Below are 15425 nucleotides of genomic sequence, written 5' to 3' on the forward strand. Positions count from 1 at the left end.
CGTGGGTAACCCGGCAGGACGCCGGGTTAGCCGCGCTGGGCCAAGGATGGCCCATCGCGGCGGCCCACGCTCCAAAGCCTGCGTGAGGGCACACCGAGCCCAGGCGAGGTGCCGAGTGTTGGGGCAAAGCGTTTTTGGTTACTTTTTGCGCTCTTCAAAAAGTGACCCGCCGTAAGGGCGGAACCCATACCCGCCATAACCGCAGCAACGGATATGTACCCCACCAGCCAGCCACCCAGCCAGCCACCCAACCACCACACTTCGACCCAGCCCGAAGCATCCCCCCTCACCAATTCCCTATAGTCACAGGCTCTCTCAGCCCAGCGCTGCCACCCAAGGAAACCGCCATGACTTCGTCCATCGACCCTGGCCTGCTGGATATCTACGAATCCTGGCACTCCACCGTCTGTGCCGGCGACCTGGCCGCCACCGCCGCGCTCTATGCCGAAAACGCAGTATTTGAAACGCCGCTGGTGCTGGCCATCTACCCCGATCACGGCAGCGGCGTGCTGGAAGGACGCGCCACCATCCAGCGCTTCATGGAAGACAGCAAACGCAAGTTCCCCAGCGACCTCGCCGAGTGGTATCGCAGCGACAAGGCCTTCATCAACGGGCGCAACCTGACCTGGGAATACCCGCGCAAGACGCCCAAGGGCGAGCAGGTCGATTTGATGGAAATGATGGAAATCGAAAATGGCCTGATCACCTACCACCGTGTGTACTGGGGCTGGTACGGCGTGCGCTTGCTGGCGCGGGCGTTGTGAGCTTCAGTCGTGCGGTCGCCATTATCGGCGGCTCGGTCACCGGCGTTGCGGCCTTTATTGCGCTGGTGCGCACGGGGAAGGCGCGGCGTATCGACCTGATCGATCCCCAGGGACTCGCCGACTCGATCGCCTTTACCGCTGCCGAGCAGGGGCTGTTGTGCAACACCTCGGTGCAGACGATGTCGGTGCTCGACGATGACCCGCAGGACTTCCAGCGTTACCTGAACGCTCAGGGCATTGCCGCCAGTGAGGACGGTTTCGTGCCCAGGGCCTGGGTGTCGGGCTACCTCAAGCAACGCTACTCGGAGTATCGCGACCTCGCCGAGGCTCAGGGCATCGAGCATCGGGTGGTGCGCGCGACGGTGCGGCGTATCAAGCCGGTTGCGCCTGGTCGCTATCAATTGCAGCTGGACAATGGCGCCGAGCTTTACGCCTCGGCGGTGCTGGTGTGCACCGGCAGCGCGGCGCCCTGTGTGCCGCCGCAGGTCGCAGCGCATGTGGGCGCGCCGGGTATTTTCACCACGCCGTACCCCACCGGCGCCTGGTTGCAGCACTTGCATAAACCGTCGCGGGTGCTGGTGCTCGGCAGCCGTCTGTCTGCTGTCGACAGCGCACTGCTGCTGTGCGGCGCGGGGCATCGCGTGTTGATGGCTTCACCCTCAGGGCGCTTGCCCGGCGTGCGCACGGCCACGCCACGGCGCAGCGCGGTTGCGCTGGATGAGGCGCGATTTGCCCGGCTCGACCTGGAAAGCCCCAGGCTGTACTGGCATCTGCTGCGCCTGCTCGCAAAGGCGGCCAAGGCCATCAATGGGCGCCCGCTGCGCGAACAGATTGATCGCAGTCGCGATGCGGCTCAACGCCTGCGCGCTGAAATCGCCCTGGCCAGCTGTGGCGCGACCGATTGGCAAAACCTGCTGGTGCACTGCATGGACCTGGCGGACCTGAAACTGCGCGCCGCCCCTGCGGCGGTGCGTACGGCCGCGCTGCAAAACTGCTGGGAAGCGGTGGGGCGCTATCTGTTCGCGGTGCCCCTGCAAACCGCCGTCACCCTGTCGCAGTGGATCGACGAAGGCCGCCTGCAACTGGCCGCGCATGTGCCCACCCGGCTTGAGTGGCAGGGCCGTTGGCTCGCCCATGATGACCATGGCAACAGCCACGCGGTCGACGCCGTGGTGTGTGCCAGTGGTTTTCACAAACAACAGTTCCATGCCACGCCTGATGGCCTTGAGTTGCAGGTGTCATCTGGTGCGCCCTGCATCCCTCCGGCGGTCTCTGCGCAATTGCAGGTCAGCCTGCCGGGTGCCGACCGGCCGGACAACATCTGGCTGCTGGGCGTGGCGTCCTACCTGGCGGCGCCGATGGTCAACTCGGTGTACCAGTCGGTGCGCCAGGCTGCCGAGGTGGCACTGATGCTCAGCGAGCACCCGGCCTTCAGCGACGAACAGGCAAGTGAGGCAGTGGCATGAAAGTGTATGGCGACCGAGGCTCAAGCAACACCCGGCGGGTGCTGACCACCGCCGCTTACCTGGGGCTGGACGTTGAATTCGTCTTCCTCGACCTGTTCAGCGGCCAGAACCGCACACCGGAATACCTGGCCCTTAACCCCAACGGCAGCATCCCGACCTTCGTTGACGGCGATGTGGTGCTGTTCGAGGCCTCGGCCATCATGATCTATCTGGCCGAGCAGAGCGGTTCTGCACTGCTGCCCGAGGGCAAGGCGAAGTACGAAACCCTCAAGTGGATGTTCTGGGCCGCCGAACATTTTCGTCGCGGGCCCACGGTGCTGATCGAGCAGCGCTTTATGGAACGCCTCAAGGGCCATGCCGAAAACCCTACCCTGGTGGCCGAGGCACTGCACGCGATCCATCGCTACACGGCGGTGCTCGACGAGCATCTGCGCACCCGTGCATTCATGGTCGGCGACGCTCTGACCCTGGCCGATATCGACCTGGCGGCGCCGCTGAGCCATATCCCGCGCACCCAGGCGCCGTTCCTTGAGTATCCCCATGTGGCGGCCTGGTACGCGCGCATCAACGCGATCCCGGCCTGGCAGCAGAGCGGGGCGGCGCAGGAGCGGCGTATCGTGGACATCGAGGGGTTGTTCAGCGCGCAACCCGCTTGAGGATCAGGCCGTGGTCAGGACGCGCAGCGGCGCTTCGAGATGGCGCAGGTGCTCAATCCCCAGGTGGGTCTTGAACGCACGCCAGCCGGCCACGGTGACAAACACGGCGCGGGTGCCCGCCTGCCGACGCAGCCAGCCCAGTTGGGTAAAGGTATCCAGCAGATGGCTGCCGAGCGGGCCGGCAATATGGTGCTCGCGCTCGGTCCAGTCCAGGCAACGCCGGGCCTGCACGTGGTCCTGAAAGCACGGTTCGCCGCTTTCCGGGTTCAGCGATTGCAGCCATTCGATGCCGCGCAGGCTCAGCACGTATTCGCGCTCGTTGCGCTCCAGGATATAGCCGCGCTCCAGCATGCCCTGGGTCACGGCCACACCGACCTGACCGGCCAAATGGTCATAACAGCAACGTGCGAAGCGCAGGTCATGGGCCGCGCGGTTGGGCAGGCTGCGCCACGAACTGGTTTGCGGGGACACCGCGGCCAGGCTTTCCAGGACATGGGAAACGTCGGGCCCAGCCAACTGATAGAAGCGATTGCGGCCCTTGGTTTCAACGGTGAGCAGGCCGCCGTCGAGCAATTTGGCCAGGTGCGAGCTGGCAGTCTGCGGCGTCACGCCGGCCGCATCGGCCAGGGCACTGGCCGACAGCGCACTGCCGTCGGCGAGGGTGATCAGGATCACGGCGCGCACCGGTTCGGCGATCAGGTAGGCGATGGATGAAATTTTAGGTTGGGTCATTCCCTTGAACTCCGCGCTGTGCCGGGTGATATCAGGGCCGAGGATGACACAAACACCAACACTTCGACACGCCTCGAAGCGTTTATCGGACAAAGCTGCTTATAGTCACGCCGCAATTATGTCACCAGGGACACACGCAGCCATGGAACTCAGCACGCGCTATCAACGACAGGTACTGATCGCCACCAGCCTCAGTTATGTGGTCGTCATCCTCGACACCTCGATCGTCAACGTGGCGCTGGAGTCCATCTCCACCACCTTCGGTTCGGACATCACCGGGCTGCAATGGGTGATCAACGCCTACACCCTCACATTCGCCAGCCTGCTGCTCACCGGCGGCCTGCTCGGCGACCGCTTCGGCGCGAAAAAAATCTACGCCCTGGGCCTTGGCCTGTTCGCCCTGGCATCTGCGCTGTGCGGCCTGGCCACCGACCTGCCGGAGCTGGTCGGCGCCCGTGTGCTGCAGGGGCTGGGCGCAGCGCTGCTGGTGCCGTGCTCGTTGATGCTGATCAACAGCGCCTACCCGCAGTCCCATCAGCGCGCCAGCGCCATTGGCGTGTGGGCTGGCTGCGGCGGCATCGCCATGGCCGCCGGGCCTTTGGTGGGCGGGGTGCTGATCGAACTGTTCGGCTGGCGCAGCATCTTCCTGATCAACGTACCGATTGCCTTGATCGGCGTATGGCTCACCTCGCGCATCCCGCACGCTGCGCCACTGGCGCCCAACCGACACCTGGACGTTACCGGGCAAATCGCGGCGATTATCGCGCTGGGCTCCTCGGTGGCCGTGTTGATCGAGGGCGCCAGGCTGGGCTGGAATTCCGAATGGGTCTATGCGGGCGTGTTCGTCGCGTGCATCGCCTGGTGTGTGTTCCTGGTCACCGAAAGCCGTCACAAGGACCCGATGCTGCCGCTGCAGTATTTCCGCAATCCGACCTTTTCCGGCGCGACCTTCCTGTCGATGGCCTCGGCCCTGGTGTTCTACGGGCTGTTCTTCCTGTTGAGCCTGTATTTCCAGACCCATCGCGGCTGGTCACCTTTGGAAACCGGGCTGGCCTTTTTACCCCTGACCGCCATGGTCACCCTCGGCAGTTTCACCTGCGGTCGCCTGACCCGTGCCTACGGCCCACGTGCCGTGCTGGTGGCAGGTTTCGGCTTGTACACCCTGGGCTTTATCGGCCTGTTCGCCCTGGCCGGTGACGCGCCGTACTGGCGCATCGCGCTGTGCTATCCGGCAGTCGGTTTCGGCGCGGGGATCATCACCCCGGCCGCCACCGCCGTATTGATGAGCGTGGTCGACCGTGCCAAGGCCGGCGTCGCCGCCGGCACCCTGAACGCCAGCCGGCAAAGCGGCTCGGCCTTTGGTGTGGCGATCTTCGGCGCCTTGCTCACCTCGGTGCAGCCGCTGGACGACGCCATCGAGGTCGCGGTCGGCGTCGCGATCGGCCTGTCGCTGCTGGCCATGCTGCTGTGTCTGCTGATGCTCAAGGCCCCGCTCGTGCAGACCGTGGAAAGTTGATGCACCACCACTTGTAACGGCATCACCCGTAACAGCCAACGCCCGGCACGCCTTCGTGATCATCGCGAGGCGTTGCTGCATCTGAAAACATCATCAATAGGGATAGTGATCATGAGTGTGCTCTCTGCAGCCGCAGTGGTAGACATGGCGGGAATCGGCATCGGTCCGGCCAACCTGAGCCTGGCGGCACTGGCCCGACCCCATGCGGGCATCAGCTCGGCCTTCTTCGAGCGCAGCAGCGAGTTCCAGTGGCATCCCGGCATGATGGTGCCCGAAGCCAGGTTGCAGGTGCATTACCTCAAGGACCTGGTCAGCCTGGTCGACCCCTCCAACCCGCTCTCCTTCCTTGCCTACCTGTCGAAGAAAAAGCAACTGCTGAGCTTCATCAACGCCAATTTCGATCAAGTGCTGCGCCGCGAATTCAACCAGTACTACCGCTGGGCGTGCAGCCAGTTGCCCAACCTGCAGTTCAACCGCGACGTGCGTTCGGTGACCTTCGAAAACGGCCTGTTCATGCTCAAGGGCGATACCTGGATGCAGCCCGCGCGCAACCTGGTGCTGGGCACCGGGCAACAACCGTCGGTGCCGGCGTTTGCGCAGGCGCACCTGGGCGACACGCTGTTTCATGCCTCGCAGTACATGACCCGCAAGCGTTCGCTCAAGGACAAACGCGTGGTGGTGATCGGCGGTGGCCAGACCGGCGCCGAGATCATCCAGCACCTGCTGTCCGACACCAGCGCACTGCCGGCCAGCGTGACCTGGGTGTCGCGGCGCTGGAATTTCGCGCCGCTGGACGAGTCACCGTTTACCAACGAGCTGTACACCCCGCAGTACAGCGACCATTTCTTCGCGCAGCCCGAGGCCGTGCGCCAACCGCTGCTGGCCGAGCAAAAGCTGGCCAGCGACGGCATCTCGCAATCGCTGTTGCAGTCGATCTATCGGCGCCTGTACGAACTCAAGCATGTGCTGCATCACCCCTGTCAGGTCCGCCTGCTGCCAGGTCGCGAGCTCACCGCCGTGCAGCCCCGCGCGCAGCACTGGAGCCTGGCGCTGCTGCACGGGCACAGCCAGGCCCGTGAGGAACTGAACGCCGACGTCGCCGTGCTGTGCACCGGCTACGCCTACCAGATGCCGGCGTGCCTGGAAGCGCTCGAACCGCGCATCGCCCGGCGCAACGGCGAGTACGTGTTCAACCCCGACTACTCGGTGCAATGGGACGGCCCGCAGGGTTCGGCGCTCTATGTGCAAAACGCCGCGCGCAGCCAGAAAGGCATCGCCGACCCGAACCTGGGCCTGATCCCCTGGCGTTGCGCGCACATCATCAACAGCGTCAGCGGCCAGCCCCTCTACGACCTGGACGAGCCTGAAGCATGCGTCCAGTGGGGCGCCAGCGCTGCCTTCGAGGACGTCAGCGATGGGTGTTTCGATCGCCTCGCCGCCGTCGCCCACTAGACCCAGGAGTCCCGCCATGGAACCCATCACACTTCCCCCCAACGGCAACGCCCCGGTGATTCGCGAAACCGAGGAGCCCGTTGCGCTGCAAGGCGTGCACCTGTACCTGCACCACTTTTCCGGCCGGCTGACCAACGCGCCGATCCAGTCCTCGCGCTTCACCATCGAGCCCGGCTGCGGTACCGAAGAAGACAAACACGCGGTGAATGAAATCTGGTTTATCAGCGGCGCCGATCTGGAGGTGTATTACGACGGCACCTGGCACGCGGTAAAAAATGGCGGCAGCGTGTATTTCGAGCCGTGGCGCCCGCATTTTGTGCGCAATAACAGCACCACCCAGGCCCAGGTGTTTTCGGTGTGGTGGGCATGAGTCGGCAAGTTGATTTCGACCTGGTGATTGTCGGCGGCGGCATTATCGGCGCCTGGGCCCTGCACCACGCCGTGCAGCGTTACCCGCACTGGCGAATCCTGCTGATTGACCGCTACCGCATCGGCGACGGCGCCACCGCGCATTCGGCGGGCGTGCTGCTGGCCACCGGCAAGTCCGAGCGTGAGCGGCGCCTGGCCGGGGAGAGCGCCGGGCTGTATCGCGCGTTGCGTGACCGGCTGGGCCTTCGCACCACCCAGGCGCCGGTGTACTGGCTGGCCCATCACGGGTTCACTGCCGATATCCAGCGCGCCGTGGTCGAGGCGCCCGTGCTGCCGGCCGATGTGTCGCTGCAGGCCCTCGGCGAACGTCTGGGCGCCGCGCTGAACCTGGGCGCCGACGAATGCCTGTCCAGCGGCGGCACGGCGGAAAGCTACGAGCCGCCGCTGGTGGCGCGCCTGCTGATCAGCCACAGCCTGGGCAGTGCGAATGTGCATTGCCTCGAAGGGGTCGGCGTAGAGGCCATCACCCGCACCGGCATCCGCCTCAGCGACGGCTCCCGCGTGCAGGCGCAACGCACCCTGATGGCCACCGGGCCGTGGGTCAGCGAGTCGCCCTTTGCCGCGATTGCGGCCGAGCATGGCCTGCGCGTGAAGAAGGTGGTGGCCCTGCATATCGACGGCCGGCCACCGGCGGATGCCGCTGCGCTGTTCCTGCCGCAATCGGACGCTTACCTGATGCCGTTGCCGGCGCGTAACCAGTGGCTGTTCAGCTTTCGTTGCGACGAGTGGGACGTGGCGCCACGCAAACACGCGCTGGAAATCAACGCCCACGACGTGCAGGTCGCCACCCGCACCCTGGCGCACTACCTGCCCGACCTGGTGGCGCGTTGCCGCGGTGGCCGGGTGTTCTGCGACAGCTACAGCCCCAGCGGCGAGTCGCAGGTCAGCTACCACCCCGAGCAACACCTGGTATTTGCCGGTGCCGGCAGCGGTGCGGGGTTTCGCCTGGCCCCCGGCATTGCCCGCGAAGCCCTTGACCTGCTCGTGGCGCACTGGCCCGACACCGCCGCTGCCACACCTTCCGCTGCCTTGATGGACTGAACCGATGACCGCCACTCCTGCGCAAACCTTCTTCCTGATGCCGATTCCGCCAACGCCCAACGGCCGCCTGCACCTGGGCCACATCGCCGGGCCCTACCTGCGCATGGACATGCTCGCGCGCTACCTGCGCAGCCAGGGTCACCACGTCGACGTGGTGTCGGCGGTGGACGGCTTTGACTCCTACGTGTTGTGGAAGGGCCTGCAGGAACAGCGCGCGCCCGAAGCCGTGGTGCGCGACTACCACGCCCGGATCGCCAATGACCTGCGCGCCCTCGACGTGCACGTCGATGACTTCCTCGACCTGGTGCAGGGCCCGTATGCTCGCCAGCATGCCGCCAATGCCCAGCGCACGGTGGAGCGGCTGGTGGCGCTGGGCGTCACCGAAAACGTGAGCGAGCGCGTGCTGTACTGCCCTGGCACCCGGCGCTACATGGCCGGCGCCTGGCTGGTGGGCCAGTGCCCGTATTGCCAGGCCGGCGCCGGCGGCTACTTTTGTGAAGCCTGTGGCGCGCTGTTCCGCCCGGAAAGCATGCTCAACCCGCAGCCGCGCATGGGTGACAGCCCGCTGCAATGGGTCGAGGTCGAGAGCCTGTTCCTCAAGGTCGCCGACCCCGAGCAGTTGCTGCACCGCATGAGTGCCAGCGGCGCGCCGGCGTCGATCATCGAGGTGATTGCGCGCTTTTTGCAGCGTGAAAACGGCCGTGTGCGCCTCACCGCGCCGGGTGACTGGGGCGTGGCCTGGAGCGCGGACCGCTTCGGCAACCCACGGGTGCTGTTCGAGTCCGGCTGGGAATACGCGCTGACCTGCGCCGACCGCGCGCTGGAGCAAACCCCTGAGCACGGCCACGCGATGCTGCGCAGCAGTGCTGTGACCACGCTGGTCAGCTTCGGTATCGACAACGCGGTGTTGCTGCTGGCCGGCAGTGCGGCGGTGATGGATGCGTTGCAGGATCACCGGTCGTTCGACTACGTGCTCACCAACTACTTCTACAACCTGCAAGGCGCGAAATTCTCCACCAGCCGCCTGCACGTGGTGTGGGCGGCCGACATCGTCGACCACACCCCGGCCAGCAGCGACGGCGTGCGTTATTTCCTCAGCCGCGAAAGCCCGGAAAACGGCGAAACCAACTTCGCCATCGAAGCATTCATCGAGGTGGTCAACGTGGAACTCGCGGGCGCACTCGACAGCCGTATCGACCTGGCGCTGGCCCACCTCGATCAGCAGCGGCAGGCTATCGAGCCCGAGGGGCGCGCGAGCCTGGACGCGGCCGTCGAACGCCTGGCCCTCGCGTTTCGCCTGGACGCGGTCTCGGTGCGTGACGCCTGGGATGTATTGCACCAGTGGATGCAGTGCCCTGAACGCGACGTGACCGACAGCGCCCAGGCTTACCTGTGGCTCAAGGGCCTGGCCTACCTGGCGGCACCGACCATGCCGCGTGTGGCCGCCTACCTGTGGCAGCGGCTGGGGCATGACGGGCTGCCGAGCCTGCAGGGGTTGTACAGCGCCTCGACGCCTCGCGAGACCAGTGCGCCACGCCCGCGTTTCAAACCGTTGTCGCCCGCCAGCCTCGCACCCTGCCTGCCTGCCAGCGTGGTGCTCGACGGCGCTCGCGCCCATGCATGAGTCCGCCGACGTCATCGTCATCGGCGGCGGCACCACCGGCACCAGCGCGGCCTGGCACCTGGCGCGGGCCGGTGTGTCGGTGCGGCTGCTCGACAAAGGCGCTATCGCCAGCGGCGCGTCCGGCGCGTCGCCGGGGATCGTGCGTGAGTATTACGCCGACCCCGCCCTGAGCCGGTTGGCGGCACGCGGGGTGCAGGCGTATCGCGATTGGGCGCAACGCTATCCGGGCGCCTGCGGCTATCGGCGCACCGGTTTTCTCACCGGCATTGCGCCGCGCGAGCAGGCCGCGACCCAGGCCAATGTGGCGCGCCTGCACGGCCTGGCATGGCTTTCACCGGCGGCCGCACGTGACCTGATTACCGACCTGCACAGCGACGCGCTGGCCGGTGCGGTGTACGAGCCCGACGCCGGCTATTGCGACCCGCGACAGACCGCGCAGAGCTTTGCTGCGGGCGCGCGCGACCTCGGTGCGGTCATCGAAGAGGGGCGGGCCGTGCAGCGCATCGTCTGCGACGGTGGGCGGGTGATTGGCGTGCACACCGATCGCGGTTTTATCGCCAGCGCCCGCGTGGTCAACGCCGCCGGGCCCTGGGCTGCGCGGCTGGCCGCCGACTGCCAGGCGCCACTGCCGATCCACGCCACCCGGCAAACCGTCGGTATCGTTCAGACGCCCGGCGCGCATCCGCCCATGCCTGGCTACTGCGACCGCGACGCCGGGTTCTACCTGCGCCCCGACACGCCGGGCCGCTACTTCATCGGCTCATTGATCGCCAGTGAAAGCCAACCCATCGACCCGGACGCATTCGAGCGCAGCCTGAGCGATGCGAGCGTGTTGGCCCACCGCGACCGCGCCACGCAACGCCTCAAGCGTCTGCTGGATGCGCAACCTGTCGGGCACCGCGTGTCATTCTTCGACAGCACGCCGGACGGTAACCCCATCGTCGGCGCCGACCCGCGCATTGGCGGTTTGCTGATCGCCGCAGGGCTGTGCGGGCACGGCTTCAAGTTCGCCCCGCTGTTTGGCGAGGCGATTGCGCAATGGGTGGTGGAGGGCACGCTGCCTGCCGCGCTGGCGCCGTTCGCGCTGGAGCGCTTTATCGAGTGACCCGGCGCCCGGCTTCAGCAACGTTGCAACAACGCAATCTGCTCGGCCGGCACCAGGGTGCGCAGGGTTTTGTAGAGCGCGCGGGTTTCCAGCAGGTTCCACACCCGCAGCATGGTTTCCAGCGCGTCCAGCGGTTTGCTGATGAAATCCCGCGCGCCGAGGGCCAGGGCGCGCAGGCGCGTGTCGCGGGTGGCGTCGGCGGTGAGTACCAGGACCGGCAGGTACTCGCCGTGGGGGATGCGCCGGTTAAGCTGTTCGAGCACCGCAAAGCCGTCGAACTGCGGCATATGCAGGTCGAGAATCACCAAGTCCGGCTCGAAGCTGTTGAACAGCTCCAGGGTGCGCAGCGGCTCGGTGCTGCTCAGCACATTGGTCAAGCCTTCGCGCGCCAGCAGTTGCTCCACCAGGTCAAGGTTGGGGCGTTGGTCGTCGATAATCAGAATGCGCAGGTCGAGGTTCACGCGGGCTCCGGAAAATACTGGTCGAGGTGGGCGAGAAACGCAGGCACGTTGATCGGCTTGTTCAGCACGGCGGTCGCGCCGGCGTGCTGCAAGGCCGTGCGGGTGAGGTCGCTGGCATCGGCGGTGAGCATCAGCACCGGCGTGTCGCGGGTCAGCCGCGCGCGGCGCAGGCGTTGCAGCACCTGCAGGCCGTCGATGTCGGGCAGCGATACGTCCAGCAGAATCAGTTGGGGCGCATGCTGCGCGGCCAGGTCCAGCCCGAGCTGGCCCTGCATGCTCGACAGCAGCTTGATGCCCGGCCTGCGCTGCAGCAGGGTTTCGATCAGCGCCAGGCTCGCAAGGTTGTCTTCGATACACAGCACCTTGCCGTGAATCGCCTGCGTGCCGGGGGCAGGGCGGGCCGACGGGGCGTCGCTGATGGCGGCGTCGGGACGTTGCGCTTCCTGCACCCTTACCAGCGGCAGCTCCAGGGTAAAACGCGAACCGATGCCGGGTTGGCTGTGCACCTGCAGGGTGCCGCCCATCTTCTCCAGCAGGCTCTTGCTCAGCGCCAGGCCCAGCCCGCTGCCTTCGACGGTCGGGTCGGCGCCCAGGCGCTCGAACGGCTTGAACAGTTGCCCAAGGTGCTCGGCCGCAATGCCCTTGCCGGTGTCGCACACCGACACGCCGATGCGTTGGCCGTGCAGGTTCACCTCGATGCTCACCTGGCCGGGGCGCAGGTTGTACTTGATCGCATTGGACAGCAGGTTGAGCAGCACCTGGGTGAGACGTTGGCGGTCGGCGACGATGCCCAGGTCGGGGGCGAGCGCCGGCAGTGGCTGCAACTGGATGCCTGCGTCCGCCGCCATCGGCGACACCAGTGTCAGGCACTCCTGCAGCACCCCGGCCAACGGCAATGGCTCGAGGTTCAGCGGCAGGCGCCCGGCTTCGATCTTGGCGATGTCCAGCACTTCATTGATCAGCGTCAACAGGTGTTGCCCGGCGCGCAGGATGTGGCCGACGTTGGCTGTGTGCGCGGCCGGCGCGTCCATCTCCAGCAGTTGCGCAAAGCCCAGGATCGAGTTGAGCGGGGTGCGCAGCTCGTGACTCATGCGTGACAGAAACTCACTTTTGGCGCGACTGGCGCGTTCGGCCTCTTCGCGGGCGGTGCGCAGGGCGATTTCCGCCGCGCGGCGGTCAGTGATGTCGCGCGTGATCTTCGAGAAGCCGCGCAGGGCGCCGGTGCTGTCGTACTGCGCGGTGATCACCACGCTGGCCCAGAAGTGCGTGCCGTCCTGGCGGCAGCGCCAGCCTTCTTCGCTGTAGTCGCCGTTGCGCGTGGCTTCGCGCAACGCCATGGCCGGGTGCTGCGGGCATTCCTCGGGCAGGTAGAACAGCGAGAAATGCTGGCCGATGATTTCCTGTTCGGTGTAGCCCTTGATGCGCTCGGCGCCGTTGTTCCAACTGGTGACGTGGCCCGCCGTGTCGAGGGCGAAGATCCCGTAGTCCTTGACCCCGTCGATGATCAGCCGCAAGCGCTCTTCGTTGTCGCGCAGCGCACGCTCGCGCTCGGACAGCAGCAGGCCGGCCTCCACCAGGCGCGTGCCCAACTGGCCGATTTCGTCGTGTTCCGGCGGTTGCGGCAGCAGCGGGTGACCCAGCGCCAGGCGCTGTGCGTTGCGTTGCACGTTCTGCACCCGGGCGACGATGCCCTTGGACAGAAACAGCACCGCGACGATGGCGCCGAACAAGCCGCAGACCGCCGCCAGCCAGGTCGACAGCAGCAGGCGCTCGCGGGTTTCGGCCGCGGCCTTGCTGCGCTCGGCCAGCAACGAATCTTCCAGCCGGAGCATGGTGCTGATGTGTTGGCGCAATGCATCGAGGATGTGCTTGTTGCTGATCAGAATGGCGCTGATCGACTCCGCTGTGGCCTCGCGGTCTTTGAGCATGGCTTCCAGGCCGTCGACCTTGTGCGCGATCAGCGGCTTGATTGCGTTGAGCTCTTCGCGCACCCGTGGGTCGCGCACGTTGCTGTCGAGCCTGTGCAGCGCCGATTCGATCTGCGGGCCGGCCGTGCGGTAGCTGGGCAGGAAGTCCTCGCGGCGGGTCAACAGGTAACCGCGCACGCTGCCCGCCGCTTCGGCCAGCAGGGTGTGCACGGCCTGGATATCGCGCTGCACGCGCAGCACCCGACGCACGTCCTCTTCGGCGTGGGCCGTTTGGCGCTCGGTGATGTAGATCAGCACCAGCGACAGCAGCAACACCACCAATGGCAGCGAAATCACCAGCAGCGCCTTGCCGCGCAACGGCAGGTCGGCCCAGCGCTGCGCCTGCAAGCGCCTCATGCCTGGGTCACCAGGCCCAGGGCGATGCCGCGCACCGCCGCCTGGGTGCGGTCGGCGGCGCCCAGCTTGCCGATCACCCGCTCGACATGGGCCTTGGCGGTGCCGGTGGTAATCCCCAGCTGCGCGCCGATTTCGCGGTTGCTCATGCCCGTGGCGACCAGGCCCAGCACCTGGCGCTCCCGGGGTGTGAGGTGTTCCGTGGGGGCTGCGCCGCCGGCGTTGCGCTCGGCCATGCGCCGCAGCAGGCGGGTGCTGACCAGGCTGTTGAGCGCTTCGCCGCCGGCGGCCACTTGCTGCAGGGCGGCGATCACCTCGTCACGGCTGGCGTCCTTGAGCAGGTAGCCGACGGCGCCGACATTGATCGCCGCTTCCAGGTGGTCGGGGCTGTCGTCCATGGTGAACATCACCACTTTCAGTGCCGGCAGGCGCTGTTGCAGCAGGCGCGCCGCACCGAGGCCGTTGAGCATCGGCATGCGGATATCGAGGATGACGATGTCCGGCAGCAGTTGCTCGCACAGATCCACGGCCTGCTGACCATCGCGCGCCTGCCCGACCACCTCGAACTGCGGGTGGCCGGCCAGCAGGGCGACAAAGCCGGTGCGGGTGACTTCATGGTCGTCCGCGAGGACCAGACGCAGTACATCGCTCATGGGCAGGTTCCATTGAAGTGGGCAGGCACGCTGGCCTGCAATCGGGTTCCGCCGTCGACCGTACTGACGCAACTGAAGCGCCCGCCGAGCAGGCTGGCGCGCTCTTGCATGGTGGCCAGACCCAGGTGCTGCGCGTCATCGCGCGGCTGCCCGACGGCAAAGCCCCGGCCGTTGTCGTCGACCCGCAGAGCGGCTTCGCCGTCGCGCAGCTCCAGGGCCAGTTGCACCTGGCTGGCCTGCGCGTGCTTGAGCACATTGTTGATCGCCTCCTGGCCGATGCGGAACAGGGCGATCTCCACCTGGCTGGGCAGGCGCGTGTCGCAGTGCGCCTGCCAGACCACGCGCGCACCGGCATCGCGCAGACGGTCGGCTTCCTTGTCGAGGGCCTTGAACAGGCCGAAATCGTCGAGCACTACGGGGCGCAGGCCGGCGATCAGTTGCCGGCCTTCACCGACCGAGTGCTGGGCCAGGGTCAGGATGGCCTGCAGGTCGGTGGCCAGGGCGTCGGGCAACGGCGGGCAGCGGCCGGCGAACCCTTGCAGGCGCTGATGCAAGCCGGCGAGAGTCTGCGCCAGGCCGTCGTGCAGGTCGTAGGCCACGCGTTTGCGTTCATCCTCCTGGGCGTGCAGCAGCCGGTTGACCAGCTCGGAGAGGTGTTTGTCGCGGGCCTTGAGGGTGGTCAGCAGGCGGTCGTTTTCCAAGTGCGCGGCCAGCAGCGTGGCGAGCAATTGCAGGGATTCGGCGTCTTCATGGTCCGGCGCGCGCAGGCTCACGCTGTTGCCCAGCACCAGCACGCCAAAGGTGCCGCCGTCGCTGCCGCGCAGCGGCACATGCAGCACGCTGGGCAGCGCCTCGCCCGGCAGTTCCTGCCAGTACGGCGTGCGCCGGCCGCGGTCGGCGAGGGTCGCCAGACGGGCGAGGTGGGCCGGGTTGCCCTGGCGGGCAGTGGAGTGGGCGACGCCCCTGGCGTCCCATTCCTGCAGCAGCCCGTGGTCCATCGCCAGAAACGCGCAGGCCCGTGCCAGCACGCGCTCGCGCATCGCGGCAGGGGCCAGTTGGGCCAGTTCCTGCCCGGTGTCGACCAGCAGGCGCAGGCGCGCGGTGCGGCTTTGCGACTGCCTGAAGTGCGCGCGCATGGCCAGCGCGCTGGCAGGGTCGTGAGGCGTGTTGTGCATGTTGAATGCTCAGGGGCGCGAGGCGGCTAT

14 protein-coding genes are annotated in these 15425 nt (G+C 66.8%); 9 read left to right on the forward strand and 5 right to left on the reverse strand.

Annotated features, from left to right (window positions below; translation table 11 throughout):
- The first annotated feature begins 347 nt into the window (after nt 1-347).
- The 3 genes from LUB09_RS22165 to LUB09_RS22175 are packed head-to-tail and all read left to right on the forward strand — an operon-like array spanning nt 348 to nt 2886.
- On the forward strand, nt 348-764 hold the full coding sequence (locus LUB09_RS22165; RefSeq protein ID WP_209981500.1) for a nuclear transport factor 2 family protein: 417 nt from the start codon (nt 348-350) through the stop codon (nt 762-764).
- On the forward strand, nt 761-2230 hold the full coding sequence (locus tag LUB09_RS22170; protein ID WP_231423703.1) for an FAD/NAD(P)-binding protein: 1470 nt from the start codon (nt 761-763) through the stop codon (nt 2228-2230). The genes LUB09_RS22165 and LUB09_RS22170 overlap by 4 nt, the downstream gene beginning before the upstream one ends.
- Nucleotides 2227-2886: a glutathione S-transferase family protein gene (locus LUB09_RS22175; RefSeq protein ID WP_209981504.1), complete on the forward strand. Its 660-nt coding sequence runs from the start codon at nt 2227-2229 to the stop codon at nt 2884-2886. Before LUB09_RS22170 ends, LUB09_RS22175 begins: the two co-directional genes overlap by 4 nt.
- 3 nt (nt 2887-2889) lie before the next feature.
- On the opposite strand, the gene LUB09_RS22180 is transcribed toward LUB09_RS22175, so the two are convergent.
- Complete coding sequence (locus tag LUB09_RS22180; protein WP_209981506.1) at nt 2890-3618, reverse strand: ArsR/SmtB family transcription factor; 729 nt, start codon at nt 3616-3618, stop codon at nt 2890-2892.
- 142 nt (nt 3619-3760) lie between these two features.
- Here LUB09_RS22180 and LUB09_RS22185 point away from each other — a divergent pair, with 142 nt between their 5' ends.
- The 6 genes from LUB09_RS22185 to LUB09_RS22210 all read left to right on the forward strand — a co-directional run bounded on the left by LUB09_RS22185 (nt 3761) and on the right by LUB09_RS22210 (nt 10785).
- On the forward strand, nt 3761-5134 hold the full coding sequence (locus tag LUB09_RS22185) for an MFS transporter (protein ID WP_209981508.1): 1374 nt from the start codon (nt 3761-3763) through the stop codon (nt 5132-5134).
- 111 nt (nt 5135-5245) lie between these two features.
- Nucleotides 5246-6586, forward strand: coding sequence for a lysine N(6)-hydroxylase/L-ornithine N(5)-oxygenase family protein (locus tag LUB09_RS22190; RefSeq protein WP_231423704.1), 1341 nt, complete (start codon nt 5246-5248; stop codon nt 6584-6586).
- A gap of 16 nt (nt 6587-6602) precedes the next feature.
- Entirely contained in the window at nt 6603-6956 is a 354-nt protein-coding gene (locus LUB09_RS22195) for a cupin domain-containing protein (RefSeq protein ID WP_057008863.1), read from the forward strand.
- The gene (locus LUB09_RS22200) at nt 6953-8056 is read left to right on the forward strand and encodes an NAD(P)/FAD-dependent oxidoreductase (protein WP_231423705.1); all 1104 of its coding nucleotides are present in this window, start codon (nt 6953-6955) and stop codon (nt 8054-8056) included. The genes LUB09_RS22195 and LUB09_RS22200 overlap by 4 nt, the downstream gene beginning before the upstream one ends.
- Before the next feature lie 4 nt (nt 8057-8060).
- Complete coding sequence (locus tag LUB09_RS22205) at nt 8061-9680, forward strand: methionine--tRNA ligase (protein WP_231423706.1); 1620 nt, start codon at nt 8061-8063, stop codon at nt 9678-9680.
- On the forward strand, nt 9673-10785 hold the full coding sequence (locus LUB09_RS22210; RefSeq protein ID WP_231423707.1) for an NAD(P)/FAD-dependent oxidoreductase: 1113 nt from the start codon (nt 9673-9675) through the stop codon (nt 10783-10785). The genes LUB09_RS22205 and LUB09_RS22210 overlap by 8 nt, the downstream gene beginning before the upstream one ends.
- 14 nt (nt 10786-10799) lie before the next feature.
- On the opposite strand, the gene LUB09_RS22215 is transcribed toward LUB09_RS22210, so the two are convergent.
- The 4 genes from LUB09_RS22215 to LUB09_RS22230 are packed head-to-tail and all read right to left on the reverse strand — an operon-like array spanning nt 10800 to nt 15395.
- A complete protein-coding gene (locus LUB09_RS22215; RefSeq protein WP_209981516.1) occupies nt 10800-11246 on the reverse strand; it encodes a response regulator in 447 nt (148 codons plus the stop codon).
- Entirely contained in the window at nt 11243-13570 is a 2328-nt protein-coding gene (locus LUB09_RS22220; protein ID WP_231423708.1) for an ATP-binding protein, read from the reverse strand. Before LUB09_RS22220 ends, LUB09_RS22215 begins: the two co-directional genes overlap by 4 nt.
- Nucleotides 13567-14220 carry a response regulator gene (locus tag LUB09_RS22225; RefSeq protein ID WP_231423709.1) on the reverse strand — a complete coding sequence of 218 codons (654 nt, stop codon included), beginning with the start codon at nt 14218-14220 and terminating at the stop codon, nt 13567-13569. Before LUB09_RS22225 ends, LUB09_RS22220 begins: the two co-directional genes overlap by 4 nt.
- The gene (locus LUB09_RS22230) at nt 14217-15395 is read right to left on the reverse strand and encodes a sensor histidine kinase (protein ID WP_231423710.1); all 1179 of its coding nucleotides are present in this window, start codon (nt 15393-15395) and stop codon (nt 14217-14219) included. The genes LUB09_RS22225 and LUB09_RS22230 overlap by 4 nt, the downstream gene beginning before the upstream one ends.
- Nucleotides 15396-15425: the final 30 nt, after the last annotated feature.

Origin of the sequence: Pseudomonas sp. Leaf59 (genome assembly GCF_920984685.1) — a bacterium.
Classification (GTDB): Bacteria; Pseudomonadota; Gammaproteobacteria; order Pseudomonadales; family Pseudomonadaceae; genus Aquipseudomonas.

Excerpts from the sequence above, each read along its gene's own strand:
- LUB09_RS22165 (WP_209981500.1), top strand. The coding sequence starts at position 348 with ATGACTTCGTCCATCGACCCTGGCCTGCTGGATATCTACGAATCCTGG.
- LUB09_RS22175 (WP_209981504.1), top strand. The coding sequence starts at position 2,227 with ATGAAAGTGTATGGCGACCGAGGCTCAAGCAACACCCGGCGGGTGCTG.
- LUB09_RS22180 (WP_209981506.1), bottom strand. The coding sequence starts at position 3,618 with ATGACCCAACCTAAAATTTCATCCATCGCCTACCTGATCGCCGAACCG.
- LUB09_RS22185 (WP_209981508.1), top strand. The coding sequence starts at position 3,761 with ATGGAACTCAGCACGCGCTATCAACGACAGGTACTGATCGCCACCAGC.
- LUB09_RS22190 (WP_231423704.1), top strand. The coding sequence starts at position 5,246 with ATGAGTGTGCTCTCTGCAGCCGCAGTGGTAGACATGGCGGGAATCGGC.
- LUB09_RS22195 (WP_057008863.1), top strand. The coding sequence starts at position 6,603 with ATGGAACCCATCACACTTCCCCCCAACGGCAACGCCCCGGTGATTCGC.
- LUB09_RS22200 (WP_231423705.1), top strand. The coding sequence starts at position 6,953 with ATGAGTCGGCAAGTTGATTTCGACCTGGTGATTGTCGGCGGCGGCATT.
- LUB09_RS22205 (WP_231423706.1), top strand. The coding sequence starts at position 8,061 with ATGACCGCCACTCCTGCGCAAACCTTCTTCCTGATGCCGATTCCGCCA.
- LUB09_RS22210 (WP_231423707.1), top strand. The coding sequence starts at position 9,673 with ATGCATGAGTCCGCCGACGTCATCGTCATCGGCGGCGGCACCACCGGC.
- LUB09_RS22220 (WP_231423708.1), bottom strand. The coding sequence starts at position 13,570 with ATGAGGCGCTTGCAGGCGCAGCGCTGGGCCGACCTGCCGTTGCGCGGC.
- LUB09_RS22225 (WP_231423709.1), bottom strand. The coding sequence starts at position 14,220 with ATGAGCGATGTACTGCGTCTGGTCCTCGCGGACGACCATGAAGTCACC.
- LUB09_RS22230 (WP_231423710.1), bottom strand. The coding sequence starts at position 15,395 with ATGCACAACACGCCTCACGACCCTGCCAGCGCGCTGGCCATGCGCGCG.